This is a genomic window from Pseudoalteromonas sp. XMcav2-N (genome assembly GCF_024124545.1).
GTDB lineage: Bacteria > Pseudomonadota > Gammaproteobacteria > Enterobacterales > Alteromonadaceae > Pseudoalteromonas.
In genome coordinates this window covers 161,148-184,895 of record NZ_JAMXSF010000003.1, presented here as the reverse complement: position 1 = coordinate 184,895, position 23,748 = coordinate 161,148, and the positions used below count along the sequence as shown (strand labels likewise).

Annotated in this window: 25 protein-coding genes; 18 read left to right on the top strand and 7 right to left on the bottom strand. The window is 45.3% G+C overall.

Annotated elements, in window-relative coordinates; translation table 11 throughout:
• The first annotated feature begins 50 nt into the window (after positions 1 to 50).
• Positions 51 to 1,904: a hypothetical protein gene (locus NH568_RS05490; protein WP_253045310.1), complete on the top strand. Its 1,854-nt coding sequence runs from the start codon at positions 51 to 53 to the stop codon at positions 1,902 to 1,904.
• 122 nt (positions 1,905 to 2,026) lie between these two features.
• On the opposite strand, the gene NH568_RS05485 is transcribed toward NH568_RS05490, so the two are convergent.
• Both NH568_RS05485 and NH568_RS05480 read right to left on the bottom strand, forming a co-directional pair.
• The gene (locus NH568_RS05485) at positions 2,027 to 2,515 is read right to left on the bottom strand and encodes a hypothetical protein (RefSeq protein WP_253045308.1); all 489 of its coding nucleotides are present in this window, start codon (positions 2,513 to 2,515) and stop codon (positions 2,027 to 2,029) included.
• Between the two features lie 65 nt (positions 2,516 to 2,580).
• Positions 2,581 to 3,390 carry a peptidase S8 gene (locus NH568_RS05480; protein WP_253045305.1) on the bottom strand — a complete coding sequence of 270 codons (810 nt, stop codon included), beginning with the start codon at positions 3,388 to 3,390 and terminating at the stop codon, positions 2,581 to 2,583.
• A gap of 353 nt (positions 3,391 to 3,743) precedes the next feature.
• Between NH568_RS05480 and NH568_RS05475 the strand changes: the two genes are divergently transcribed.
• The 4 genes from NH568_RS05475 to NH568_RS05460 all read left to right on the top strand — a co-directional run bounded on the left by NH568_RS05475 (position 3,744) and on the right by NH568_RS05460 (position 7,823).
• Complete coding sequence (locus tag NH568_RS05475; protein ID WP_253045301.1) at positions 3,744 to 4,607, top strand: hypothetical protein; 864 nt, start codon at positions 3,744 to 3,746, stop codon at positions 4,605 to 4,607.
• 481 nt (positions 4,608 to 5,088) lie between these two features.
• On the top strand, positions 5,089 to 6,666 hold the full coding sequence (locus NH568_RS05470; RefSeq protein ID WP_253045296.1) for an alkaline phosphatase: 1,578 nt from the start codon (positions 5,089 to 5,091) through the stop codon (positions 6,664 to 6,666).
• A 127-nt stretch (positions 6,667 to 6,793) separates the two neighbouring features.
• On the top strand, positions 6,794 to 7,198 hold the full coding sequence (locus NH568_RS05465; protein ID WP_253045291.1) for a hypothetical protein: 405 nt from the start codon (positions 6,794 to 6,796) through the stop codon (positions 7,196 to 7,198).
• Between the two features lie 133 nt (positions 7,199 to 7,331).
• Positions 7,332 to 7,823, top strand: coding sequence for a hypothetical protein (locus tag NH568_RS05460; RefSeq protein ID WP_253045287.1), 492 nt, complete (start codon positions 7,332 to 7,334; stop codon positions 7,821 to 7,823).
• A gap of 348 nt (positions 7,824 to 8,171) precedes the next feature.
• Here NH568_RS05460 and fur read toward each other — a convergent pair whose 3' ends face one another.
• From fur to NH568_RS05435, 5 genes are all read right to left on the bottom strand, one after another.
• Complete coding sequence (gene fur, locus NH568_RS05455; protein WP_010384733.1) at positions 8,172 to 8,618, bottom strand: ferric iron uptake transcriptional regulator; 447 nt, start codon at positions 8,616 to 8,618, stop codon at positions 8,172 to 8,174.
• Positions 8,619 to 8,719: 101 nt separating this feature from the next.
• The gene (gene fldA / locus NH568_RS05450; RefSeq protein WP_138545604.1) at positions 8,720 to 9,247 is read right to left on the bottom strand and encodes a flavodoxin FldA; all 528 of its coding nucleotides are present in this window, start codon (positions 9,245 to 9,247) and stop codon (positions 8,720 to 8,722) included.
• A gap of 14 nt (positions 9,248 to 9,261) precedes the next feature.
• Entirely contained in the window at positions 9,262 to 9,540 is a 279-nt protein-coding gene (ybfE, locus tag NH568_RS05445; protein ID WP_010384731.1) for a LexA regulated protein, read from the bottom strand.
• The gene (locus NH568_RS05440; RefSeq protein WP_046004500.1) at positions 9,540 to 9,761 is read right to left on the bottom strand and encodes a DUF2788 domain-containing protein; all 222 of its coding nucleotides are present in this window, start codon (positions 9,759 to 9,761) and stop codon (positions 9,540 to 9,542) included. The genes ybfE and NH568_RS05440 overlap by 1 nt, the downstream gene beginning before the upstream one ends.
• An 86-nt stretch (positions 9,762 to 9,847) precedes the next feature.
• Positions 9,848 to 10,621: an alpha/beta fold hydrolase gene (locus NH568_RS05435; RefSeq protein WP_253045284.1), complete on the bottom strand. Its 774-nt coding sequence runs from the start codon at positions 10,619 to 10,621 to the stop codon at positions 9,848 to 9,850.
• Between the two features lie 125 nt (positions 10,622 to 10,746).
• Here NH568_RS05435 and seqA point away from each other — a divergent pair, with 125 nt between their 5' ends.
• The 13 genes from seqA (at position 10,747) to NH568_RS05370 (ending at position 23,745) form a co-directional block, all read left to right on the top strand.
• Positions 10,747 to 11,289 (top strand): replication initiation negative regulator SeqA, encoded by a 543-nt coding sequence (seqA, locus tag NH568_RS05430; RefSeq protein WP_253045281.1) that lies wholly within the window; start codon positions 10,747 to 10,749, stop codon positions 11,287 to 11,289.
• Between the two features lie 9 nt (positions 11,290 to 11,298).
• Positions 11,299 to 12,936: a phosphoglucomutase (alpha-D-glucose-1,6-bisphosphate-dependent) gene (gene pgm / locus NH568_RS05425; RefSeq protein ID WP_253045277.1), complete on the top strand. Its 1,638-nt coding sequence runs from the start codon at positions 11,299 to 11,301 to the stop codon at positions 12,934 to 12,936.
• Positions 12,937 to 13,050: 114 nt separating this feature from the next.
• Positions 13,051 to 14,082, top strand: coding sequence for a succinylglutamate desuccinylase (astE, locus tag NH568_RS05420; RefSeq protein WP_253045273.1), 1,032 nt, complete (start codon positions 13,051 to 13,053; stop codon positions 14,080 to 14,082).
• Between the two features lie 244 nt (positions 14,083 to 14,326).
• Positions 14,327 to 15,544 carry a thiamine pyrophosphate-dependent dehydrogenase E1 component subunit alpha gene (locus NH568_RS05415; RefSeq protein ID WP_253045268.1) on the top strand — a complete coding sequence of 406 codons (1,218 nt, stop codon included), beginning with the start codon at positions 14,327 to 14,329 and terminating at the stop codon, positions 15,542 to 15,544.
• On the top strand, positions 15,544 to 16,521 hold the full coding sequence (locus tag NH568_RS05410) for a transketolase C-terminal domain-containing protein (RefSeq protein WP_046004494.1): 978 nt from the start codon (positions 15,544 to 15,546) through the stop codon (positions 16,519 to 16,521). Before NH568_RS05415 ends, NH568_RS05410 begins: the two co-directional genes overlap by 1 nt.
• 10 nt (positions 16,522 to 16,531) lie before the next feature.
• Positions 16,532 to 18,082, top strand: a complete 1,551-nt coding sequence (locus NH568_RS05405; RefSeq protein ID WP_253045266.1) for a dihydrolipoyllysine-residue acetyltransferase — start codon at positions 16,532 to 16,534, stop codon at positions 18,080 to 18,082.
• Positions 18,083 to 18,276: 194 nt separating this feature from the next.
• On the top strand, positions 18,277 to 18,834 hold the full coding sequence (locus NH568_RS05400) for a hypothetical protein (RefSeq protein ID WP_253045263.1): 558 nt from the start codon (positions 18,277 to 18,279) through the stop codon (positions 18,832 to 18,834).
• Between the two features lie 104 nt (positions 18,835 to 18,938).
• On the top strand, positions 18,939 to 19,598 hold the full coding sequence (locus NH568_RS05395) for a sigma-70 family RNA polymerase sigma factor (RefSeq protein WP_052713104.1): 660 nt from the start codon (positions 18,939 to 18,941) through the stop codon (positions 19,596 to 19,598).
• Positions 19,591 to 20,241, top strand: a complete 651-nt coding sequence (locus tag NH568_RS05390) for a ChrR family anti-sigma-E factor (RefSeq protein WP_253045261.1) — start codon at positions 19,591 to 19,593, stop codon at positions 20,239 to 20,241. The genes NH568_RS05395 and NH568_RS05390 overlap by 8 nt, the downstream gene beginning before the upstream one ends.
• Positions 20,242 to 20,490: 249 nt before the next feature.
• Positions 20,491 to 20,976 (top strand): nuclear transport factor 2 family protein, encoded by a 486-nt coding sequence (locus NH568_RS05385; RefSeq protein WP_253045245.1) that lies wholly within the window; start codon positions 20,491 to 20,493, stop codon positions 20,974 to 20,976.
• On the top strand, positions 20,961 to 21,686 hold the full coding sequence (locus NH568_RS05380) for an SDR family NAD(P)-dependent oxidoreductase (RefSeq protein WP_253045241.1): 726 nt from the start codon (positions 20,961 to 20,963) through the stop codon (positions 21,684 to 21,686). Before NH568_RS05385 ends, NH568_RS05380 begins: the two co-directional genes overlap by 16 nt.
• Positions 21,683 to 22,936, top strand: a complete 1,254-nt coding sequence (locus NH568_RS05375; protein WP_253045237.1) for an FAD-dependent oxidoreductase — start codon at positions 21,683 to 21,685, stop codon at positions 22,934 to 22,936. The genes NH568_RS05380 and NH568_RS05375 overlap by 4 nt, the downstream gene beginning before the upstream one ends.
• Positions 22,936 to 23,745, top strand: a complete 810-nt coding sequence (locus tag NH568_RS05370) for a DUF1365 domain-containing protein (RefSeq protein ID WP_253045235.1) — start codon at positions 22,936 to 22,938, stop codon at positions 23,743 to 23,745. The genes NH568_RS05375 and NH568_RS05370 overlap by 1 nt, the downstream gene beginning before the upstream one ends.
• The last annotated feature ends 3 nt before the right edge of the window (positions 23,746 to 23,748 follow it).

Here is a 23,748-nt window from a genome sequence, read left to right as displayed (position 1 = left end):
TGTGGGATGCGGACGAGTAGCGTCTCGCAGATTCGCGTTAAGGAAGAGTTATGTTTAAAAATAATATGTTATATATGGGCATGATTGTTGCGTTTATTTTTTACTCTGCATGTTGTGCAGCTGAAGATAAGATGACTTATGGTGAGCGTTTGATTAAAGGGACCCATAATTCTTATTCCGGCTCTATTGATAGGCCGGGCAACGTACGGGGTAGCATCATTCAGCAGTTAGATTGGGGGTTTAGATCTTTGGAGTACGATGTACACCCTTACAATAAACAAAATATCTATTTGAATTACTGGTCTGCAAAAGAGCGGGTATTTACCGCTTTCTCCTTGGGACACCAAACTTTCAACCTAGACTATAGGCCGGACAATGGTCAGGTAGCGATCAATAAATTCAATATGGATGGTACTGATAGTGATAGTTCTTTTCAGAATGTTTATTTGACTCGTTGGGCGCCAAAAGCACGGGAGTTCACGAGTTTCACTGTCAATGGTAGAGCCTTTGTACTGGCCTATCAGCAACAAGATGGGTTGATTGGCATCGCAGAATTTACCTATAAGAATGAAAAGGGGGCGCTGAGCAATATATATCTCTCAGATTGGGCAGATAAAAGTCGTGTTTTTACTGCTTTTACACTACAAAATCGCGCTTTTATAGTGAATTACCGAGCAGACTCCGGCCGGATTTCCATTGATGAGTTTAGCTACAGTGACGGAAAGGGCGAACTTAATAATGTTTATCAGAGCAACTGGGCAAATAAAAGTCGTGAAATTAGTACGTTTAAACTATTGAATGGAAAAGAAGAAAAAGCTTTTATTGTGAATTATCGAGATGATAGTGGTCAGGTTTCTGTAGATGAGTTTAGCATAAATGACGATACGATAAGTTTACGGCAGGCTTATAAAACCAATTGGGAAGGAAACCGCAAAAGAGAGCTCGCTGCATTTTCGGTTAAAGATAGAGCATATGTCGTCAACTATACCCATACAAATGGAATTGTTTCTATCGATGAGTTTTTTCAGGGGCCAAGTGAATATGAAATGGGCCAGGTTGTCTATTTGAGGTTTGGCGATACAGAACGTCAAATCACTGCTCTTCCCTTTGGGAATTTAGGAAAGGAAGTGACAACATCAGAGGGACAACCAGTGTTATTTCTGAGTAATTTCCGTCGTGACAATGGTCAGATTAGTGTGGATAAAATCGATCTAAACACACCTACACTCGGCCATGATGACATTGGTCATGACGTTGACCTAGATGGTAATCCAACGGATTTGACCCTGAAAACCTGGCTTAAGATCGTCGCCGATTGGCAAGTGGCTAATCCGGAATTCAATGAGCCCTTGTTCTTAATGATTGAAACCAAAGGCCACCGCCAGTTGAATGATTATTTTCGTTTGTGGTTACCCGGTGATAAGGTAAACCATATTATTAATACCGTATACGCAACTTTTGGACAGGACAAGGTTAGGCTACTTGAATCTCAATATACTATAGACAAAAATTACGCTGGCGTGACCGCAAATACGCCTTACGAAGAATTAATGGGCAAGGTAATCCTATATATAGAAGCACCTGCAAAGATCCTTGAGAACGGGGAGTGCGTTAAAGCGGATTACCTCAACAAAACAGCCGCCATGGCAAACAGCTATCGGAGCTTATGCAATTTTCGTTACAACAACGTTATCAAGGGAGTACAGTACAAAAGTGACTGTGTAAGGGATAAAAGCTGCGCTCATCCCGGTAGTCGATATTTGTATCGTTTATTTCGAATGGGAGAAGGTGACAATGGCAAAGTCAGTGATTATCCCCTGTGGTTTTGTGATGAGTTTAATTTTTTGAGTTCTGATATCGTGGACAAAAGATACCTTGATCTGACATGTCCAGACAAGAGCTAGCGATAGACTTAAAGCAATTTTTACACCCAATAGCTGCAACTTGTAAGTTTGAAGGGAAGTGGCAGTTGTTTTTTTGTATTAAGGGGGCTCATATTAGCGATCTGGTGGTTGGCTTGAATGGGCTAGTCCTTTAATGTTCGCTTTAATCGTATTTTTTCAACTGAAACACCAACCATTATTAAGAGAAGTAAGACGCCGGTATATAAACTGACCAGGTAGAGAGGAGGTAAGGAAAAGCTTCCAAGTCGAAAATCTGGAAGTGACACGGCCAAAACCCCACTCATTAAAGAGCAAATAGTGACATGTGTATAGGATAATCTAAGCCAGAACTTGCCATAAATAGCAAAAATTGCTGTACTGGCAGATAGCATACAAGTAATGATTGCTTCTGTTAGATGTATGAATACCATGTTTGTTTTATCAGGTGCAAACGGATAGATTGGATTTTCTGGGGCGAGAAATACGCCAGTTAACAGTCCCAAAAGAGAAAGCGCTTGAAGTAAAAGCAGCTTTTTCAATATATCTTCTCGTGACAAAGAGCGCTTCACTATGGCATATCCACCTTGGTTGATTAGGCCATACAAGCTAGCATTTTGATCAATACTGCTCAAGTGTACCGGATATCATGATATTCGTAGCATGGCTGGTTATACAGCCATGCAGATTTGTGGTTTGTCTAAAAATGGATTTTAAACATTTCCCAGGAACATGGGTATGTGGCATTACAGCCAATCACCGTTGGGTAGACATTTGCGCCAGATCCTCCGTTACCAGCCGCTTGCACGTAATACCCGTTGATGGATTTGAGGGCGATTTTGTCTCCGTTTTGTATCAAAGCGCCAGGGTTGTTTGGTAGTTCGATGGTAAACGTTTCCCAAATAGATGCTGCGGTCCTGTTGGCATTGAGTTCCGCGCCACCGCCTTGCTCTGCAACAAAGTAGTAGCCTGAAGTCGTCTGAATATGGACCTGATCGCCACTATTCAGGTCGCCACCGTTGATATCAATCAAGTTAAACTGCTCCCAAGGCCCAATAGCCAAACGGTTTGCATTCACCGTGCTACCACCATTGCCTTCTGCGACGAAATAGTATTGTCCACCTGTTTCAAAGGATACGTTCGAATAGCTCGTCGGACCGCAGGGGAGCGTAGTAAAGGTGAGATCTTCACCCTGAATAGTTGTGCGGGGCGGTTTGGGGTCACCTCGAAAGCGAAAGTGATACTGTGTGCCGCAATCCAGGTTGGAAATTTGTGCACTCACAGGGCCATTAACACCTGGAGGAATGGCCAGTGCACCATTTCCGTAACTGGTCGTTTGCCCATAGTCAAAAATCTCACCACTGAGACCAATTGTGGAAGAGGAGTATCCGTTCAATTGAGCTGAAGTTTGCGTGATATTACTGGCAGGTTGGGTTAGGTACTGGGTTCCTGCATGTACCAAAAAAGTGCTACTAAATAACGCACACAGCATAAATTTTGAGATAGTCATAGTCTGGCTCCTTGTGTGGATGGCTGTCAGGGATAACAGCCTTGAGAGTTTAGGCGTCGGTACTAAAAATACTATTACACTGCCTTACATGGCTTTTACCTGAACGCACGAATCTTTTGCAATCGCTAATGTCTTTAGACATATGATGCCGATAAGCGGTAGCTACACGGCTAAGCATGTATGGAAAATGAATTCAGGTCGATGATGCGTATTAGTTTTGTAAGTAAAAAAGTGTGTTTGTAGTGCCTGGTAATTGATTGTAAGCAACTGTAATTTAGACTTTTTAACCTTTTTAAAAATGTTAATGTGCACATGTTTTCGGATGACAACTCATTACTAAAAGGAATATCAGTATGAAAAACAAATTAAATGCACTACTAAAAGTATCATCAATTATCGCGTGTAGCTTCATGGCCACTGCACATGCCCAAGACAGCTCACCCATGTCTTGCTATTGGCAGTCTGATAAACAAAATGAAATAGGCACATGGGAAAACAAAATGTGCACTCATCCGGTAGATGCCAGTTTACCAGACATATTGGTTGCTAACAGGGTGAATATTCCCGGCTATGGTGTTTGCACAATAAACTGGCTTGATGGTTACCGGACTGAGCTTAAAGGTACAGTGAAAATTGGTGGGAATAAGGCTAATTGTTTAGGACACGCTGTGTCTTTTGAGCCGGCGCCAGATACACGCATCGTCGATGGGCTGGAGGAAAAACGTCTGGATTGTCGCTGGAATAATGAGGGCGGTAACGCTCATAAACTCATGTGTGATGACATTGACGGGCGCACATTAAATCTACCCATAGCGACTAAAATCCAAGCTACCGATTCTTCAGCGTGTATGATGAGCTTTAACGACTTTACACTTAACTATTTCGCTGGTGGAGTTGCTGTTGTCGACAATAAGCCTGCTCAGAACGCCTGTGACGTTGGTCCTGTTTACTTTAGAGCTTACCCTGCCAAGCGTATGGTAGACGGATTTGAAGAAACCTTATTGCAATGCTCCTGGCGAGATGCAGATGCCGGTACTCGCATTAAGTCTTGCTTTAATGTGGGTTCATCAAACAAAGAGGTGACTGTTATGATTGAGGTAAATGGCAAACAGCATTCTTTAATTGATGCGGTAAATAATCAATTGTCAGATGGGGAAATTGTCGAAGACAACACCCTTAATCCACTCTATCCGGCGCTTTATTTTAGAAAATACTAAGGCGGGACGCAGGATGTGAGCCAAGCAGTCGAAGTTTCCGACCTGGTGTATGATGTTTGGCACATCTGATAATATACTTAAGAGCTCAGAGCATAACTGGGCTCAATATCTATGTAACTCCCCCGACCCCTCTTTTTGAAATGCTATTTTCATCATACTTTCTATGAGATTGATGAATTGCTCCGCAGATTGCATTTTTCTTTGATTTATCTTGATCACCTAGCTTGGCTAATAGAGGTAAAAGTCACATCAGCCAGGCGTGGTTAATAATTGTCCTGTTAAATGCCATATATTTGTTTTATTTGAGTTGGTGCCTGAAAATTCCGCTTAAATACAGCGGCTTGAGTTACGGTTACTAAAAATAGAATGACTTGACTTTGCAATGTTATAATATAGCATTTGCTTTGCGTGTTAAATGCACGAAATACAATTATATGTCAATTATGTGACTACTGAGATCTATTTATAAAACGAGTGCCTGATGATGATCCATACTCTCTTTAGAACAACCCTGATTACGACTGTAATCTTTACGGTTTCATGCGCCAACCACAGCGAGCCTGATCCTAAAACGACAAAAAACTCGGAACCTAAAAATATTATTTTAATGATATCTGATGGTAACGGATTCAACGGTTGGCTGGCCGCAGATTACTATCAGGGCCTTGCTGGTAAGCAAACCTATCAGGTAACTCGACCGGATGGGACATCACCATTGGTTTTCGGGCTAGCACACAATGCACTTAACCTGATTGATGAGCAGGGGCGACCCTTACCAAAGGGAGCAGACGCTGCCAAGGCCGTAGGGGCTGTCGCGCAAGGCTATGACCCAACAACTCGCTGGGCACGCTTTGAAAATGCGATGATCAATGATTACACGGCTTTTGGTAGCTACACCTCCTACACTGATAGTGCTGCCGCGGGTACAGCACTGATGAGTGGCCGAAAAACTTCGGTTGGCCGCATCAATATGGACTGGAGTAACAGTGAGCGATTCGAAACCATTGCTCAACTCGCCATGAAAGCGGGCTTATCCGCGGGTACGGTAACCTCCGTGATGATATCTCACGCGACACCTGCTGCGGCGATAGCGCACAGTAGCTCTCGCAATAACTACGCAGATATATTTAATGAAATGCTGGCATCAGATCTGTCTGTTATTATGGGCGCCGGCCATCCGTTGTATGGTGCGAGCGGGGATATCAAAGCACTTGCTGGTGATAAAGACTATAAGTATGTTGGTGGAGAGCAAACCTTTACGTCACTTGGCAATCAAAAAGGTCACGAGGGTATGTCTTATATAGACTCGCTCGCCGATTTTAAAGCGCTTGCTCAGGGTAAAAATGTCCCTCAACGAGTGATCGGTATTGCTCAGTCGGGCTCTACATTGCAGGCTGGTAGAGAATCGTTACCTGGCGACGATACTCCTTCGGGTATGGCGTACAATACCAATGTGCCAGATCTGGCGACTATGAGTTTGGGGGCGTTGAATGTACTCGAACAGGACCCGGATGGCTTCTTCGTTATGATTGAAGGCGGTGCAGTAGACTGGATGGGCCACGCCAACAATATGCCAAGATTTATAGAAGAGCAGATTGACTTCAATAAGGCGGTAGATGCCGTTATTAGCTGGGTAGAAACAAACTCAAGCTGGGATGAAACACTGCTGATTATCACTTCAGATCATGAGTGCGGCGGGATCTGGGGAGAAGGGACCTGGACAAACAGTGCGGGTGGCTATGTGGCACAAGACAGAAGCAAAGAATCGCTGGAAACAGCACGTTTTCACCCTGAAGAAGATACATTCAATGCGTTTTTTGCTGTTCAGAACCGTGGTAAAGGCAATATTCCTGGATATCAGTGGGCTTCTCGCAATCATACCAATGAGCTAGTGCCATTGTGGGCAATAGGGGCTGGCAGTCAGCGGTTTAATGAGTTTACCCTTACAGATTTAAAGGCAGCGCAATTGTGGGGCGAGCAGTATAAATGGAACGGTAACTATGTTGATAACACAACCGTGTTTGAAGTGATGGAAGCTGCTTTACTACGTAAGCCATAATTGTACACAAGAGGAAAAGCGAGCAATATCAAGGAGGTAAAGAGAGAACTCACCCTCAGATAGTCAAACATTTACAAAAGTCGGTATTTGAGGAAGGTGAGGTGTTTTTAAGAATGTATCTAGATTTATGAGAGAACTGCTAATAGGGTTAACTATTATTTTGGCCTGGGTTCCATCAACCTTGCTGGTAATCATCGCAGTTCTCACCTTAATTGGTGCAGTCGGTAATATTCTTGAATTGCCAATACTTTTTAGCGTGAAATGGATTTTTACTTCAATATTTGGAATTTTTGGCTACATCGCTTTAACGTCCGTAAGTTGGGGCTTAAAGCTTAAGCAAAAAACTCGATTAGTGTTTCTTATTCTAGGCCTCTCAGCTCTGGTATTTACTTATTGGTCAGGAATTAACTATAAAGGTGAAATTTTTAAGCTGGTTAGTACCTGGTTAGAGTTTTACTTGTTTTTATGTCCGGCGATATTCTTAATAATCCATCTTGTCTTACACCTGGTTTGGAAGCAAAAGGGTGAATAAGAAGCCATTAATACCTCATTCAAAGAGTGACACATACTTTAAAATGACGTATGGTTGTTTTTGTTGTGGGTACGTGGTTTTAGCCGCATTAGTAACCTTTCGGTTTGATAGAGTTGAGTTTTAAATCCGTGTTATGACAAAAATAACTACATTAGCTTTTTTACTGCTGCCTCTGTTTTCCTATTCGCAAGAGGAACTAGCAGATTTCTTTGATGGACATTGGGAATGCACGGCCAATACTGAAATCGGTGAGGGCTCAACCATGGAGTACCATGCAGTTGATTATTACTCAATAGAACAATCAAGCGCGTGGTCTAATGCAACTTACAAAATTTATGATAATTCACAGCCCGATGTGGCGTCTGTTATTTATATCGAAACTTCAGCACGTTTTGAGATAACCGGAGATATTGTTAAAAGCTTTGCTTACAAGAAGCATTTATCCAGACTAGAAAAAGATGAGTTGAATATATTTACACCCCAATCAGTGGAGTCTTTTGTAAACCACAGCCCAGACAGTGTTTATTATGGAAAAATTATAAAGATTGACAACAATCACTTCAAAACGCATAACCTGTCGGATGAATCACGCGTGATTCCATGTACTCGTATTAACCCATTATAACAACCGGACATGTATCAAAGCCGGAGTATTGAATTGGCAAAATAGTAGACATGAAGATGTAAATTTTCTGATGATGACGCTAAGAGGTTCACTTGCTCAGGCAAATGAAGCGCGAAGGACTGGGGTAGACAAGTGTGTTGTTAAGCCTTTCAATTTTGCAGGCTTAAAAGCTGGTGTAGAGTTTTTTACTATAAGAATGCCAGGTTAACTCTATACAAATTGCCCTGATCGAGTAGTTGTTGGGGGGGCTGAAGTGATGCAGTGAAAGGGCAGATTTAATCACGACATATCAGACACAGAAAAGCCGACTGTTGTCGGCTTTATCAATGAAATTGCGACTAAGTACGCTTAGTTACCGTTTTCATCGCCATAGTTTTTACACGCTTCTTCATCGTTACACTCACCATACAAATACAGCGAGTGGTTGGTCAGTTTAATGCCGTTCTCTTTGGCAATTTCTTCCTGACGACGTTCGATAAGTTCGTCTTCAAACTCGATGACTTTACCACACTTAAGACATACCAGGTGGTCATGGTGTGTGCTGCCTGACAATTCAAATACAGACTTACCACCTTCAAAGTGGTGACGGGTCACAATGCCAGCGTCGTCAAACTGGTTTAATACACGATAAACGGTTGCAAGACCGATTTCTTCGCCCTTGTCCAGCAAGATTTTGTATACGTCTTCGGCACTGATGTGCTGGTTATCAGGACACTGCAAGATCTCTAAGATCTTAATACGTGGCAGGGTAACCTTTAAACCCGCTTTTTTTAGCTCTAAGTTGTGATCAGTCATTAATCTGTCTCAATTTGTCTAATTTCAGTTACTACTTAAGTCTAGCACGACACAGACTTAAAAATAGTGTGCTTTGGATTACTAACCCCAGGTAGAGGTTGTTAGTCTTCCAGCTCGCTTAGGCACATTTCTTCGTATACCTGAGCAGACCACTTTTTAACACGTTCTTCTGTCAATTCAGGCTGACGGTCTTCGTCAATTCCCAGACCAACAAAGTGACCGTCGTCAACCAGGGCTTTAGACGCTTCGAAGTCGTAGCCTTCGGTAGACCAGTTACCAATCACGATTGCACCACGTTCAGTGACGATGTCGTTGACCATGCCCATTGCATCGAGGAAGTATTCAGCATAATCTTCCTGGTCACCGCAACCGAAGATTGCGACCAGTTTGCCTTCAAAATTGATTTCTTCCAGCTCAGGGAAAAAGTCATCCCAGTCACACTGTGCTTCACCGTAGTACCAAGTAGGGATACCAAAAAGAATCAAGTCGAACTCTTCGATATCTGCTTTGCTGCTCTTGGCGATGTCTTTAACGTCGACTAATTTTTTGCCCAATTCTTTTTGGATCATTTTTGCAACGTGTTCGGTGTTACCCGTGTCACTGCCGAAAAAAATACCTACGCTTGCCATTAACTACTTACCTTTTATCTATTAATCGCTAATTTTTCTTGCAAAATGGTTTCTATCAGCGCGCTACGACTGATGTTTTGCTCTTCGGCCATATCGCTCAATGCCTGATATAGCTCAGAGGAAATTTTAAACTCGACGCGCTTTAACCCTCTTGCTCTGTCTCTTTTAATCTGATTGCGCTTGTTGATCTTTAGCTGCATCTCTCTGGGGAGAGGATTTGTCTTAGGCCGACCAGGGCGCTTTTCATTTTCAAACAAGTCGATAGTGGTTCTATCTAATTCAGACTTGGCCATTAACCAACACCCGCACCTTGCCAAAATACTTGTATCAGGCCCTTGGCGATAAAGCCTGAGCACCCTAAAAATAGCACTAACCAGACAATGTATCGACCAAACTTGGGCACGTCTCCTTTCTTTAGGACGTCCTGAATGGCCATACCTATAAAGAAGAAAATCCCGGCGAGAGCAAAGTAAAGACCAATGGTTTCAAACTCATTCATAAATTCGTTGATCATCTTTGCACTACTCAAAATATAAACGGCGGCTACTATACCATACCTGTTACCGATAAATTAAGTTTGCTGAGAAAAAACTGGGGTAATTATTGAATAAAATCAATAATTGAACGATTGACGGCTTGCGGTTTCTCTGCGTGCAGCCAATGTCCGGCACCCTGGATGATTTTTGCTCTGGCATTGCTAAAGGCTTGCATGATGGCGTCTTTATGTTCTGCCAGAATATAATCTGAGTTGTTTCCTTTCAGGAACAGGGTATCACACAAACAAGAATGAGTTGTATTTATATTTGATATGATCTTATCATAGTTGGCCTCTATGACAGCCAGGTTAAAGCGCCAGTTGAATTCCCCATGCTCGTCTTTTGCCAGGCTTTTGAGCAAAAAGCCGCGTACGCCTTGTTCTTCTATAAACGCCTTCATTTTTGTGTCGGCTTCAGTGCGGCTTGCTACCTGTACAGAGGCAACGACGTTCAATGCCCGGATAATGCTGTCATGGCGAGGATGATAATTCACCGGGGCGATGTCCAGCACAACTAGTTTGTGGATTTTACTTTCATCCAGCATAGCCACTTGCATGGCAACTTTGCCGCCCATTGAGTGGCCAACCAGATGTGCTTTTTCTACTTTAAGATGTTCAAGTAGAGTCAGTACGTCCTGGGCCATACTTGGATAATCCATCACGTCACTTTTGAATGACAGGCCGTGATTACGCAAGTCAAGATTGATCACAGCGTAAGACTCACCCAGTGCGCGGGCTATAATATTCAGGTTCTCCAGCGAGCCAAACAGGCCGTGAAGTAACACAACGGGCTCGGCACTGCCCAGTGGCTGTCCCGATAATTTGTAGTTAAGCAACATAATACCTCCGGATCCGGCGCATAGTTTGCCAGTGTTGAAAGCAAAATCATAGCCGTAGAGGAATAAGTTAAATTTAGATATAATCCCGAGAAGATGCAGTAGATGTATAAAATGACAGGACAAGCATGAAAAAAATAGAAATAGATGACGAGCTATATCAGTACATTGCCAGTAACACGCAAAGTATTGGTGAAAGCGCTTCCCAGATCCTGCGTCGTTTATTGAACCTGAACTCAGTAGCGCAGCCCGTTCAGGAAACCGTACAGCCAGCAGAATCGGCAGCTCAACCTAAGGTTGAGTCAGAACCCGCAGCGGTTTCAAGTGAGCCTTCAGGTAACGTATTTGATATTCTCAATAAAGAAGAGCTCGCTATGCAAAAAGGTGTAGTAGGGCGCTTTTTGTTTATTTTGGCGGCATTTCATCGCAGCCATAAAGCGGATTTCCATAAAATTCTGGAAATCAAAGGGCGAGATCGCATTTATTTTTCGACCAGCAAAGCAGCATTGCTCGAAAGCGGTAGTAGTACGAACCCGAAGAACATTGCAGACAGTCAGTATTGGGTTATGACAAACTCAAATACGACGCGCAAAAAAATGATGTTGCACGAAGTTGCGCTCATACTTGGTTATTCGGCGCAACAGGCAGAAACTATCCGAGACTACCTATAAGGAAATGTGATGGCAAATCACCCCAATGCAGGCAAACCAGCACCGTTAAGTCAGCTGGCTAATATTCCCAAACTGGTATCGGCTTACTACCTAAATGAGCCTGATCTGGAGCAAAACCCGGAGCAGTGCGTTGCTTTTGGCACGTCAGGTCACCGAGGCTGTTCATATAATGTAAAGTTTAATGAGTCTCACATCCTGGCCATCACCCAGGCTATCTGTGATTACAGAAAAGCCAACAATATTTTTGGCCCGCTGTTTTTAGGCAAAGACACCCATGCCTTGTCGGAAGCTGCGTTTAACTCCGCTATCGAAGTGCTGGTTGCCAACGAAGTTCATGTGGTAACGCAAGAAAACGATGATTACACACCAACTCCGGTGATCAGCCACGCCATTGTGTGTCATAACAAGACGCACCCGCATGAGCTGGCCGATGGTATTGTAGTGACGCCATCGCACAATCCGCCGGAAGATGGCGGCTTTAAATATAACCCACCCAATGGTGGGCCAGCCGATACTGATGTGACTAAGTGGATTGAAGATCGCGCCAATCAGCTATTAATAGAAGATTTGGTTGAAGTAGAGTTGTTCCCATTTGCTAAAGCCAGTCGCTCAGGATTTGTAAAATATGTCGATTTGATCACGCCTTATGTGGAAGACCTGGCGAACATTGTCGACCTCGAAACAATTGCAAAAGCAGGCGTACGCATTGGTGTTGATCCGCTGGGCGGCTCTGGCATCAATTTCTGGCCGGTGATTGCGAAGCAATATGGGTTAGATCTCACGGTTGTGAATGAACAAGTTGACCCACGCTTTGCGTTTATGCCACTGGATAAAGACGGCAAAATTCGTATGGATTGTTCTTCGCCATTTGCGATGGCTAACCTGGTGGCGATTAAAGACGACTATGATATCGGTATTGGTAACGATCCGGATTACGATCGTCACGGTATTGTTACTCAAGACGGTCTGATGAATCCAAACCACTTCCTGGCCGTGTCGATTGATTACTTGCTCAAGCATCGTGGCTGGGGAAGTGATATAAAAGTTGGTAAAACCCTGGTTTCCAGTGCAATGATCGACAAAGTGGTCAAAGGCAATCAGCGCGAAGTGTACGAAGTACCGGTTGGTTTCAAATGGTTTGTTGATGGCCTGAGCGAGCAATGGCTGGCTTTTGGCGGTGAAGAAAGCGCAGGTGCATCTTTCCTTCGCCGTAATGGTGAGGTCTGGAATACAGACAAAGACGGCTTTATTCTGGGTTTACTGGCTGCTGAAATCCTGGCTGTGACCGGTAAAACACCGTCACAATACTATCGTGAACTGGAAACGCAATATGGCGCGCCGGTTTACAAGCGTATTGATGCGCCTGCATCACCCGAGCAAAAAGCCAAACTAAAAGCCTTAAGCCCGCAAGATGTCACGGCCAGCACGCTGGCAGGTGACGCCATCACGGATATTCTGACAGAGGCACCAGGCAACAATGCGGCCATCGGCGGATTAAAAGTGGTAACCGAGTCGGGTTGGTTTGCGGCTCGCCCATCAGGCACCGAAGACATTTATAAAATCTATCTTGAGTCTTTTAAAGGCGAAGCGCATCTTGCTGAGCTGGAACAGGCGGCCAAGACATTGGTAGATAGCGTGATCCGCTAACTTTAAGTGATAAAAGGCCATACATTGTGATGGCCTTTTTTTATACCTACTATTTAGTTGCTGAAATATGATTCCTCAGCAACGCTCATTTCTCTCACAAAAGGTGATGTTCGTATGTACCTTGATACATTAAAACAAACTGGAGACTTCCTGACTCTGACTCGCAATAACGAGTTTTCCCTTGCCGCTGAGCAATTTACACTGAGCAACGGTACTTTGGTTGAAGTAAAAGACACTGGCGTTATCCAGTTCACGCCTGCCACTTATGGTAGCAAAGACATCGTGTTGTCGAGCGCGGTGCATGGTAATGAAACCGCCCCCATAGAAATATGCGACGAGTTTATTCAGGATGTGATCCTGGAGCGCATTGAACTGGCACACCGTGTTTTATTTGTATTTGGTAATCCTAAGTCCATTAATATTGCAGAGCGTTTTGTGGATGAAAACCTGAACCGACTGTTCAATGGTGCCCACGAAAACCGCACCGAAAACCCGGAGCAGATCCGCGCTGCAAAGCTAGAGGGCTATGTGCGCGACTTTTTCACCAGCGTACCTGAGGGGCGTTATCGCTGCCATTATGATCTGCATACTGCAATTCGTGGCTCCAAGAACGAAAAGTTTGCAGTGTATCCATTCCTGCATGGAAAGCCGTGGAAGAAGTCACAACTACAATTTATGCTGGCCTGTGGCGTCAATACTATTTTGATGATGCGCTCAGCAGCAACCACCTTCAGCTACTTCTCATCGTTTCAGTTTGGTGCCGATGCCTTTACGGTTGAGTTGGGGCAGGTGAAACCTTTTGGCGAGAATGATATGTCACGCTTTACCGCAGTAAAACAAACGCTGAAAGCATTAATTAGCCAAGAAGGTGTCAAATTTGGTGATTTTAATGCAAGTGACTTCGAGTTGTTTCAGGTGCATCGTACGATAAACCGCACCTGTGAGGCGTTTTCATTCCCATTCCCTGATTCTGCGGTAAATTTCACCGGTTTTGCTAAAGGAGAATTGCTCGCAACCGACGGTGATAAGGACTACTTTGCAGAAGTTGAGGGCGAAGCCATCATTTTCCCGAATGCTAAAGTCGCGCTGGGTCAGCGTGCATTACTGACTGTGATCCCGCTGGAAGTAGACGAAAACTTCGTATAACCCTATGTAAATAAAGCGCTTAATAAAGCGTATCAAAAACTTTCCACCGCAAAATGTGCAAATTAACGGTTATTCATCTAGGATTAGTTGAATAACCGTTTACGTTAACGTAAAGTGGCAAAAGCTTTAATTTAATTAATTTGCATTTACCGCACTAATTATTCAAATCTCTAACCGCGGATCCGGCCCATTTTAAGCGGCTTTGGCATTGCAAATTAGTTATGACAACAAGAGAAGGTAGGTTATGACTAACCCCAATAACATATCGTTGAATATCAGCCATGCGCTCGAATTTATCGATGGCCATGCGCTTAACATCCCGACGCTGAAAATTCTCAGCGAAGACGGTGATATTTTGGACGGTGCAACTGCACCTGAGTTAGACAAAGACACGGCGCTACGTATTTACTCCACAATGCGTTTTATCCGCCTGCTGGATGAACGTATGCAGGCGGCTCAGCGTCAGGGTCGGATCAGCTTTTATATGCAGTGTCTTGGTGAAGAGGCTGCTATTACCGCCAGTGCGGCTGCGCTAAAACAAGAAGACATGATCATGGCACAGTATCGCGAGCAAGCGGCACTGCACTATCGTGGATTTTCGCTTGAGCAGTTTATGAACCAGCTGTTCTCTAACGAAAAAGACTTGGGTAAGGGTCGCCAGATGCCAGTGCATTATGGCTCAAACGAATTACACTACCTGACCATTTCATCGCCACTGGGCACACAAATCCCGCAAGCAACGGGCTATGCGTACGGCCAGAAACTTAAGCATATCGATGCACAAAGCGGTGAACTAAGCAACGAAATTGACAACGTCACTATTTGTTACTTTGGGGAAGGTGCTGCATCGGAAGGTGACTTCCACGCAGGTTTGAACATGGCCGCAGTGCATAAGGCACCGGTACTTTTCTTTGCCCGCAACAATGGTTACGCCATCTCTACGCCAGCTGATGAACAATTTAAAGGCGACGGTATTGCCTCTCGCGGTGTCGGCTACGGCATTAAGACCATTCGTGTCGACGGAGCGGATACATTAGCGGTTTATGCGGCAACGCAAAAGGCCCGTGAAATTGCAGTGACGACAGGCGAGCCGGTATTGATCGAATCCATCGCTTATCGTTTAGGTGCGCACTCTACGTCGGACGACCCGTCGGGCTACCGTACTAAAGACGAAGAAGCCGAGTTTAAGTCAAACTGTCCGGTTGCACGCTTCAAGGCCTGGTTGCTAAAACAGGGCTGGCTAAACGAAGAAGAAGACGAAGCACAAAAAGACAAAATCCGTGAAGAGATATTGGCAGCGCTAAAAGTGGCAGAAAAGGTTCAAAAACCAGCACTGGAAGAGCTTGTTTCTGATGTTTACGATACACCTATCCCGGCACTACAAAAACAATACGAAGAACTTAAAGAGCATATTAAACAGCATCCGGATGCGTATCCAATCACGGCTGGGAGGGTAAAATAATGGCTAAAATGAACATGCTGCACGCCATTAACTCGGCGCTAGACATCACCATGGCAGAGCACCCGCAGGCCTGTATTTTTGGTGAGGATGTGGGTTACTTTGGCGGTGTATTCCGTGCCACTTCAGGCTTACAGGAAAAATACGGTAAACACCGTGTGTTTAACACGCCACTGACTGAACAGGGGATCCTGGGTTTTGCTAATGGTCTGGCGGCTTTCGGTGCACCGGCGCTTGCTGAGATCCAGTTTGCTGATTACATTTTCCCGGCGTTCGACCAAATAGTAAACGAATCCGCCAAGTTCCGTTACCGCTCTGGTAATGAGTTCAATGTCGGCAATCTGACCATCCGCACACCTTACGGCGGTGGTATTGCCGGTGGTTTGTATCACTCACAATCACCCGAAGCTTATTTTGCACACACCCCAGGCCTTAAACTGGTTGTGCCACGTAACCCGTATCAGGCAAAAGGTCTGCTGCGCGCGTGTATTAAAGATGACAACCCGGTGATTTTCTTTGAACCAAAGCGTTTGTATCGCGCGTCTACGGGTGAAGTGCCTGAGGGCGATTACACCATTGAAATTGGTAAAGCCGAAGTAGTGAAAGAAGGTAAAGACGTGACACTACTTGCCTGGGGCGCACAGATGGAGATCATTGAGCAGGCAGCAGCCAAGGCGGAAGAAGCCGGGATCAGTTGTGAAGTCATTGACTTGCGTTCAATCTTGCCGTGGGATGTCGAGACCATCGCTAAGTCTGTAACTAAAACAGGTCGCCTGGTTATCAGTCACGAAGCACCTATCACGAACGGATTCGGCGCTGAAATCGCAGCAACTATCCAGAAAGAGTGTTTCCTGCATCTTGAATCGCCTATCGAGCGTGTTTGTGGCCTGGATACACCTTATCCGCTGGCGCTGGAAAAAGAGTATGTACCGGATGCACTTAAAGTATTCGCTGCAATTAAGAAGTCAGTAGAGTTTTAAGGGACGGATCATGTCTAAAGAATTTATTTTACCGGATATCGGCGAGGGGATCGTCGAATGTGAACTGGTCGAATGGCTGGTGAATGTTGGTGATGAAGTAAAAGAAGATCAGCCTATCTGCGATGTGATGACAGACAAGGCACTGGTCCAGATCCCGGCTGTACACAACGGCGTGATCACCCAATTACACTATGCAAAAGGCGATATTGCTAAAGTCCATGAGCCTCTGTTTGCAATGGATGTTGCTGGCGAAGCACCTGCACCTGCCAGCAATGCAGGTGACAGCGGTTCAGCACCAGCTGCGTCTGCGGCACATTTAGAAGACTTTATTTTGCCGGATATAGGTGAAGGTATTGTTGAGTGTGAAATCGTCGAGTGGTTGGTCGCAGAAGGCGATGAAATCAAAGAAGATCAGGCTGTGTGTGATGTGATGACAGACAAAGCTCTGGTGCAAATCCCAGCCAAGTACGATGGTGTGGTTGAAAAGCTATATTATCAAAAAGGCGATATTGCGCAGGTGCACAGTCCGTTATTCCAGATGCGCTTAGGTGCGGATCACAGCCCGAAACAAGACGAGCTGGCGGTCCACAAGCCACAGCCTGTTAGCGAAAGCAAAGCGGCGTCTGCACAACCAGCTACAACGACTAAAGTGAATGGCAAAGCCGTTGCCTCGCCAGCGGTCAGACGCCGCGCGCGCGAGATGGACATCGACATCACTCAGGTACCAGGCTCAGGTAAAAATGGTCGTGTATTTAAAGAAGACCTCGAGCGCTTTGCGCAAGGTGGCACTGTCGCCGTTCAGTCGACTACGCCTGCTCAGACCGAACAATCAACACCGGCACCGGTAGCATCAGGTGGAACACGTGTCGAGTCAATCCGTGGTATGAAAGCTGCGATGGCCAAACAGATGGTCGCGTCGGTTTCAACTATTCCGCATTTCACTTACAGTGATGAGATTGATCTGACTGACCTGATCGCATTACGCAAATCGCTAAAAGATCAGTATGCAAAGCAGGGCATTAAACTCACAATGATGCCATTCTTTATCAAGGCGTTATCACTGGCGATTAAAGAATTCCCAATTCTTAATTCGCAGGTGAACGATGAGTGCACAGAGATCACTTACTTTGACGATCACAATATCGGTATGGCGGTCGACAGTAAGCTTGGATTACTGGTACCAAACATTAAACAGTGTCAGAACAAATCAATTGTGGATGTCGCTGAAGCGGTAACACAGCTTACAGACGCTGCGCGTGAAGGGCGAGTTTCTCCCAATGACCTCAAAGGCGGCACGATCTCAATTTCGAACATCGGCGCAATCGGCGGAACGACAGCGACACCTATCATCAATAAGTCTGAAGTGGCCATTGTTGCACTGGGTAAATTACAGCATCTGCCACGTTTTGATGATAAGGGCAATGTGGTATCACGTGCGATTATGCAAGTGAGCTGGTCTGGCGATCACCGTGTTATTGATGGCGGAACGATTGCAAGATTCAACAATTTGTGGAAGTCTTACTTAGAGGAGCCGGCTAAAATGATGATGGCGATGCGCTAATCATTGCTTTTGCTAGTTTCTTACTTGTTGTAAAGGGCCTTTACGGCCCTTTTTTAATGCTCCCGCCGATAAAAAACCAAAAAAGCACGTACTGGCTTAGCGAGATAGATTTTCGTTGATCCGGGTAAATCGCTTATACGTATTACAAGTCAGATTTAACTGTTTGGCCTGATTTTATGATGCAAAGCGTGCAAATGGCACTTTTTCCACTACCCGTATTTCTCCTGCCCGGTGGCGTCACTCGGTTGCGGATCTTCGAGCAAAAATATTTGCGTATGGTGAAAGAAGCGGGCGATGACCGTCACTTTGCACTTAGCTTGTACAAGTCTGCGACTGAATTTCAGACTGCACCATGGGCAAGTTGGGTGGAAATCATTGATTTCGGCTCCGCGGAAGATGATATTCTAACCATCGACGTACGTTCTAAGGGTTTGCTGGATGTGACCGAAGTCTGGATGGACGCTGACGGATTACGCCAAGCTCGCTTTGATGTAAGACCACACTGGTCGTGCTCTGAACTGGCACCCAGATATCAACACATTAGCGATGAGCTGCTGCGTATATTCAAACAAAACCCCGAACTGGCTGCGTTATACCCGGAACCCCGATTTGAAGATGCTGCATGGGTAGCCGGACGTTTTTTGGAGATTTTACCGTTTTCTCCGGAGCATAAAGAGGGCTTTTGCGAGCCAGGCACATTGCCTCAGGCACTGAAATTCCTTGATACCATTTTAACGGGTCAGGACGACTGATATATTCGTCAGCATGTGTGATCCACATCTATTTGTTCGACGTATAACGTGTATAGAAATAAAAAATTCGTTTTTAAACTTCCATTATGTATGGATGTGAGCTAATGATAGAAAAAAGCCGTCAGCAAAGTACCGAAACGCCACAGGGGTCAGTTATGAAAGACGTTGCTGCTACACAAACTTCGGAGCAACGCCTGCTCAGTCCCGAGCAACAGGCGCAGTTGTGCGACTGGATGCACCGCATTGCCAAACAAAGGGACAGAAAAGCATTCGCCTGTTTATTCAAGTGGTTTGCACCCAAGGTGTTGCACCTGGGTCGCCAACGCTTTGGCGATGCAAGTCAGGCACAGGAGCTACTTCAGGAGAGCATGGCTAACGTGTGGCGAAAAGCCCATTTGTTTAATGCCGAAAAAGGCGCTGTAACCACTTGGATTTATACTCTGGTTCGGAATCAGTCATTCGATATGCTGAGAAAGATGCAGACCAACCGCGAGGACAATCTTAGTGAGGACATCTGGCAGCAACATAGCAATGAGCGCGATGACAGTGCCGAATTTTCCGATCATTTGTTGGACAGGCAGCTCGTAGAGTATGTAGAAAAGCTACCTGAAGAACAAAAAAATGTAGTGAAAGGCATTTATTTTCAGGAGTTGAGTCAGGAAGAGCTGGCAAATCAACTTGGTATACCTTTGGGCACCGTAAAATCCCGGCTGAGACTGGCATTGGGCAAACTGAAAGCACATATGGGGGAGCACCATGATTAAATACCACCCATCCGAACACATTCTTCAATCTTATGTTCAGGGAGAACTGTGCGCGTCACTCAGTGTGGCTGTGAGTATGCACGTGGCTATGTGCCCGCAATGCCAGCAGCTGACTAGTCAGTTTGAAGCAAGCTGTGCGCATAGCTTTGCTGGTGAAGATATGGAGCTGCAAGGTGACGAAAACTGGGACGATTTAATCGCTCAGATTACAGAAGACACGCAGTTTACAGACCAGCCTGCTTCTGCACCTCTTGAAATTGAAGTGAAAGGAGAGCAATTTGTGTTGCCATCCAGTCTGCAGAATGTTGGATTGAGTGGTTGGTTGAAGTTGGGCAAGCTTTCTCGCTCACGGCTCAATCTGGGCGACGGTAAGCTGCATGCCAGTTTGTTGCACATTGAAAAGGGCGGCAGTGTACCTCAGCATACCCACAAGGGCTTTGAGCTGACATTACTGCTTTCCGGTACATTCAAAGATGAAATGGACAGTTACGTTCCGGGCGACTTTATTATGCTAGATGGTAGCCATGAACATTCACCTGTTGCGACTGAGTCTTGCTTGTGCTTTACACTTGCCGACGATGCGTTGCACTTTAGCCAGGGCCTGAGCCAATTGTTTAACCCCATAGGTAAGTTGGTCTACTAAATCAGCATTAAGTCTTATTTTAATTCCTCCTTCGACTTGAGCACAAAGCCAGCCTTTGTGCTTTTTTCATTTATAGGGTGCTGATTTCAAGCGCTTTATCAGAAAAGCTGCTAATGTTCTAGGAGTAACTTGTGCGTCCATTTGATATCAGCCGGTATCAGCGTAAAAGGTTACCCCAGACTCAGAGAGTTTGATCTGATGTCAGTCTGACCCCGTATAACAAGGCATAGTATCAAAAAGGACAAAGTAATGACCGAACAACCAGACTGGCTAAGTAACTTTGTAAGGATTTACAATAAGCTGGACAAAGAAACCTTGCACTTGCTGGAAGAAATTTATCACCAAGATATCCAGTTTAGCGATCCGCTACATGGCATTAATGGACTGAGCAACCTCAGCACATACTTTTCCGATATGTACAGCAATGTGATCAGCTGTCAGTTTGATATTCACCATAGTCTGTCGCAAGGCGACCAGGCCGCGCTTTACTGGACCATGCGCTATCGGCATAACCGGTTGGGAAAAGGCCGGGAAATAAGCGTAGAAGGCCATTCTTACCTAAAAATACAGGACGGCAAAGTGATTCTACATCGAGATTACTTCGATGCAGGCAGCTTGCTGTACGAACATATCCCATTGATGGGAGTGGGTGTACGTTGGCTCAAAGCCCGTATTTCTGGTGAGCAAACCAGCGGTGTAAACAACAAAGGAGCACAGGCATGCCCGAAATTTTGATAACGGGTGCAAGTTCCGGAATAGGGCTCGCCCTCGCCAGACGCTATCTTAATGCTGGCTACAAAGTGCATGTGTGTGGTCGTAGTAAAGAAAAACTTCAATCGGTTCTGCCTGAATCTGAACAAGTCCGACATGTATGTTTTGACCTTAATGATAAGGCTGCCATTTTTGATGTGGCAGACAAACTGCCACACCTGAATGGGATTATCCTTAACGCCGGTGGCTGTGAATACATAGACGACGCGAAACAATTCGATTCTGAACTGTTCGAGCGGATCATCCGCGTTAACCTAATCTCAGTCGGCTACTGTCTGGATGCCTGGCTTGGCAAGCTACGTGCTCCTTCTTTTTTGGTGTTTGTCAGTTCATCGGCAAGTTTCCTGCCTTTACCTCGTGCTGAGGCTTACGGTGCTTCAAAATCGGGGCTTACCTATCTTGCTAAGACACTCGATGTGGATTTGGCCGGAAATGGCATTCAGGTCAGCGTCGTACACCCCGGCTTTGTTGATACCCCGCTAACACAAAAAAACGACTTTCCAATGCCTTGTCAGATAACCAGCGAACAAGCCGCGGAGCGTATCTTTCAAGGGGTAGAAAACAAACAGTTTGATATTCACTTTCCTCGCAGGTTTACCTACCTGCTTAAATTTTTTGGTTGGTTGCCGCATAACGTTTGGCGACATGTTGCGGCAAAATGGATAAAAAGATGAAAAAAATAGCCGTCATTGGTAGTGGCGTTTCAGGTATGGTCTGTGCACGTTTGCTCAGTACCCAACACAATGTACATTTGTTTGAAAAAAGAGACCGCCTTGGTGGCCATACTGCCACAAAAGAGGTTGAGTACCAGGGCCAAACCTATCAGGTTGATACCGGGTTTATTGTTTATAACGACCGAACTTATCCAAACTTTATTAAATTGATGGACAAGCTGGGGATCCAGGGCAAGGCCACTGAAATGAGTTTCAGTGTGCACAATAAAGACACCGGGTTGGAATACAACGGTCACGACCTTAATACCTTGTTCGCCCAACGGCGTAACTTAGTTCGCCCTAAATTTTGGCGCCTGATCCGCGAAATCGTACGCTTCAATAAAACGGCCAAACAGCGCTTCGCGGATGATGATTTTTCTGCGAACGAAACACTGGGTAGTTTTCTTGACGAGCAAAACTTCAGCGAATTTTTTGCTGAACATTATATTTTGCCGATGGGTGCTGCTATCTGGTCTACCAGCTTACAGAAAATGAAGGAATTCGAGCTCAAATTTTTTGTCCGCTTTTTTTATCATCACGGCTTACTCAATATCAGCGACAGGCCCCAGTGGTATGTGATCCCAGGTGGCTCCAAGCAGTATATTGCGCCGCTGTTAAGTGGCCTGGAGGCCAATATCCATCTTGATGCAGACATCAAAAAAGTGACCCGAGAAAACGGCCGTGTTCAGTTGCACTTTGCTGATACTGTCAGTGAATTTGATGAGGTGGTACTGGCCTGTCATAGCGATCAGGCGCTCAACTTACTCGGCGATGCCAGCGCAGAAGAAAGCAGTGTGCTCTCGGCTATTCCTTACTCAAAAAACAGCGTGATTTTACATACTGATACGGACTTGCTGCCGAAGCGTCGTCTAGCCTGGGCTGCCTGGAACTACTTGCTCGACAACAATGAATCCCGCCCTGCGGCAGTAACATACAATATGAATATATTGCAGGGTATCGAGGCACCATGCACCTTTTGTGTGACGCTGAACCAGCCAATCGATGAAGACAAGGTGATCGGTCAATATCAATACGCGCATCCGGTATTTAATACTCAGAGCATGGCGGCCCAACAGCGTCGCAAGGAAATTTGTGGACTTCAGCATACTCATTTTGCGGGCGCCTATTGGTACAACGGTTTTCACGAAGACGGCGTGCGCAGTGCGGTTGATGTAGCAGCACGGTTCGGCATTAGCCTGGATGACCTGTAATGAGTGACTCGCAGCACAGTTCGCCCTTATATGTAGGCCAGGTCAGGCATCGGCGCTTTGCTCCTGTGCCTCATGGCTTTTCCTATCGCCTTTATATGCTGTGCCTGGATCTGGATGAAGACACCTTTGTGCAAAAAGGCAGAGGACTCATTGGTCCCCAGTGGTATCGGCCCATTCGTTTTTGCCAACAAGACTATCTCAAAGGTGATCCCGGCACACTGCAACAACGTATAAAAAACAAAGTCATAGAGCTTGGCGGGCAATGGCCCGGAGGTCGCGTAAAAGCACTGGTTCAGGGGCGTTGTCTGGGATTATATTTCAGCCCGCTTAATGTGTACTTTTGTTACGACGAGCAGGGCAAGTGTAACCTGATGCTGGCAGAAGTAAGCAATACCCCCTGGAATCAGCGACATTATTATCTGGTCGATATCAGTCAGGCACACAGAACCGACAAGGTATTTCATGTGTCGCCATTTATGACTCTGGATATGCAGTATTTGTGGCGTGTTAGTGCACCGCCAGCACAAGGGTCGGGGCGATTACTTGTGCACATAGAAAACCACGCTACGGCCGAACATGAGTACAAGCAAAAGGGCGCTTTACAAGACGACAAGCTGTTTGATGCCACCATGGCACTCAAGTCAACACCCTTGTCGGTTAAAAGCCTGTTGGGTCTGGGCCTGTGTTTGCCCTCTATGACATTGAAAATATGCCTGGCGATTTACTGGCAGGCACTCAAACTTTGGGTGAAGCGTGTACCTTTCATACCGCACCCTGAAACGCATTCTAACTGTAATAAAGCGAAGTGATAC

Excerpts from the sequence above, each read along its gene's own strand:
- fldA (WP_138545604.1), bottom strand. The coding sequence starts at position 9,247 with ATGGCAAGCGTAGGTATTTTTTTCGGCAGTGACACGGGTAACACCGAA.
- NH568_RS05470 (WP_253045296.1), top strand. The coding sequence starts at position 5,089 with ATGATGATCCATACTCTCTTTAGAACAACCCTGATTACGACTGTAATC.
- NH568_RS05480 (WP_253045305.1), bottom strand. The coding sequence starts at position 3,390 with ATGACTATCTCAAAATTTATGCTGTGTGCGTTATTTAGTAGCACTTTT.
- seqA (WP_253045281.1), top strand. The coding sequence starts at position 10,747 with ATGAAAAAAATAGAAATAGATGACGAGCTATATCAGTACATTGCCAGT.
- pgm (WP_253045277.1), top strand. The coding sequence starts at position 11,299 with ATGGCAAATCACCCCAATGCAGGCAAACCAGCACCGTTAAGTCAGCTG.
- NH568_RS05370 (WP_253045235.1), top strand. The coding sequence starts at position 22,936 with ATGAGTGACTCGCAGCACAGTTCGCCCTTATATGTAGGCCAGGTCAGG.
- NH568_RS05410 (WP_046004494.1), top strand. The coding sequence starts at position 15,544 with ATGGCTAAAATGAACATGCTGCACGCCATTAACTCGGCGCTAGACATC.
- fur (WP_010384733.1), bottom strand. The coding sequence starts at position 8,618 with ATGACTGATCACAACTTAGAGCTAAAAAAAGCGGGTTTAAAGGTTACC.
- NH568_RS05465 (WP_253045291.1), top strand. The coding sequence starts at position 6,794 with ATGAGAGAACTGCTAATAGGGTTAACTATTATTTTGGCCTGGGTTCCA.
- NH568_RS05390 (WP_253045261.1), top strand. The coding sequence starts at position 19,591 with ATGATTAAATACCACCCATCCGAACACATTCTTCAATCTTATGTTCAG.
- NH568_RS05405 (WP_253045266.1), top strand. The coding sequence starts at position 16,532 with ATGTCTAAAGAATTTATTTTACCGGATATCGGCGAGGGGATCGTCGAA.
- NH568_RS05375 (WP_253045237.1), top strand. The coding sequence starts at position 21,683 with ATGAAAAAAATAGCCGTCATTGGTAGTGGCGTTTCAGGTATGGTCTGT.
- NH568_RS05395 (WP_052713104.1), top strand. The coding sequence starts at position 18,939 with ATGATAGAAAAAAGCCGTCAGCAAAGTACCGAAACGCCACAGGGGTCA.
- NH568_RS05440 (WP_046004500.1), bottom strand. The coding sequence starts at position 9,761 with ATGATCAACGAATTTATGAATGAGTTTGAAACCATTGGTCTTTACTTT.
- NH568_RS05490 (WP_253045310.1), top strand. The coding sequence starts at position 51 with ATGTTTAAAAATAATATGTTATATATGGGCATGATTGTTGCGTTTATT.
- astE (WP_253045273.1), top strand. The coding sequence starts at position 13,051 with ATGTACCTTGATACATTAAAACAAACTGGAGACTTCCTGACTCTGACT.
- NH568_RS05385 (WP_253045245.1), top strand. The coding sequence starts at position 20,491 with ATGACCGAACAACCAGACTGGCTAAGTAACTTTGTAAGGATTTACAAT.
- NH568_RS05435 (WP_253045284.1), bottom strand. The coding sequence starts at position 10,621 with ATGTTGCTTAACTACAAATTATCGGGACAGCCACTGGGCAGTGCCGAG.
- NH568_RS05380 (WP_253045241.1), top strand. The coding sequence starts at position 20,961 with ATGCCCGAAATTTTGATAACGGGTGCAAGTTCCGGAATAGGGCTCGCC.
- NH568_RS05460 (WP_253045287.1), top strand. The coding sequence starts at position 7,332 with ATGACAAAAATAACTACATTAGCTTTTTTACTGCTGCCTCTGTTTTCC.
- NH568_RS05400 (WP_253045263.1), top strand. The coding sequence starts at position 18,277 with ATGGCACTTTTTCCACTACCCGTATTTCTCCTGCCCGGTGGCGTCACT.
- NH568_RS05475 (WP_253045301.1), top strand. The coding sequence starts at position 3,744 with ATGAAAAACAAATTAAATGCACTACTAAAAGTATCATCAATTATCGCG.
- NH568_RS05415 (WP_253045268.1), top strand. The coding sequence starts at position 14,327 with ATGACTAACCCCAATAACATATCGTTGAATATCAGCCATGCGCTCGAA.
- ybfE (WP_010384731.1), bottom strand. The coding sequence starts at position 9,540 with ATGGCCAAGTCTGAATTAGATAGAACCACTATCGACTTGTTTGAAAAT.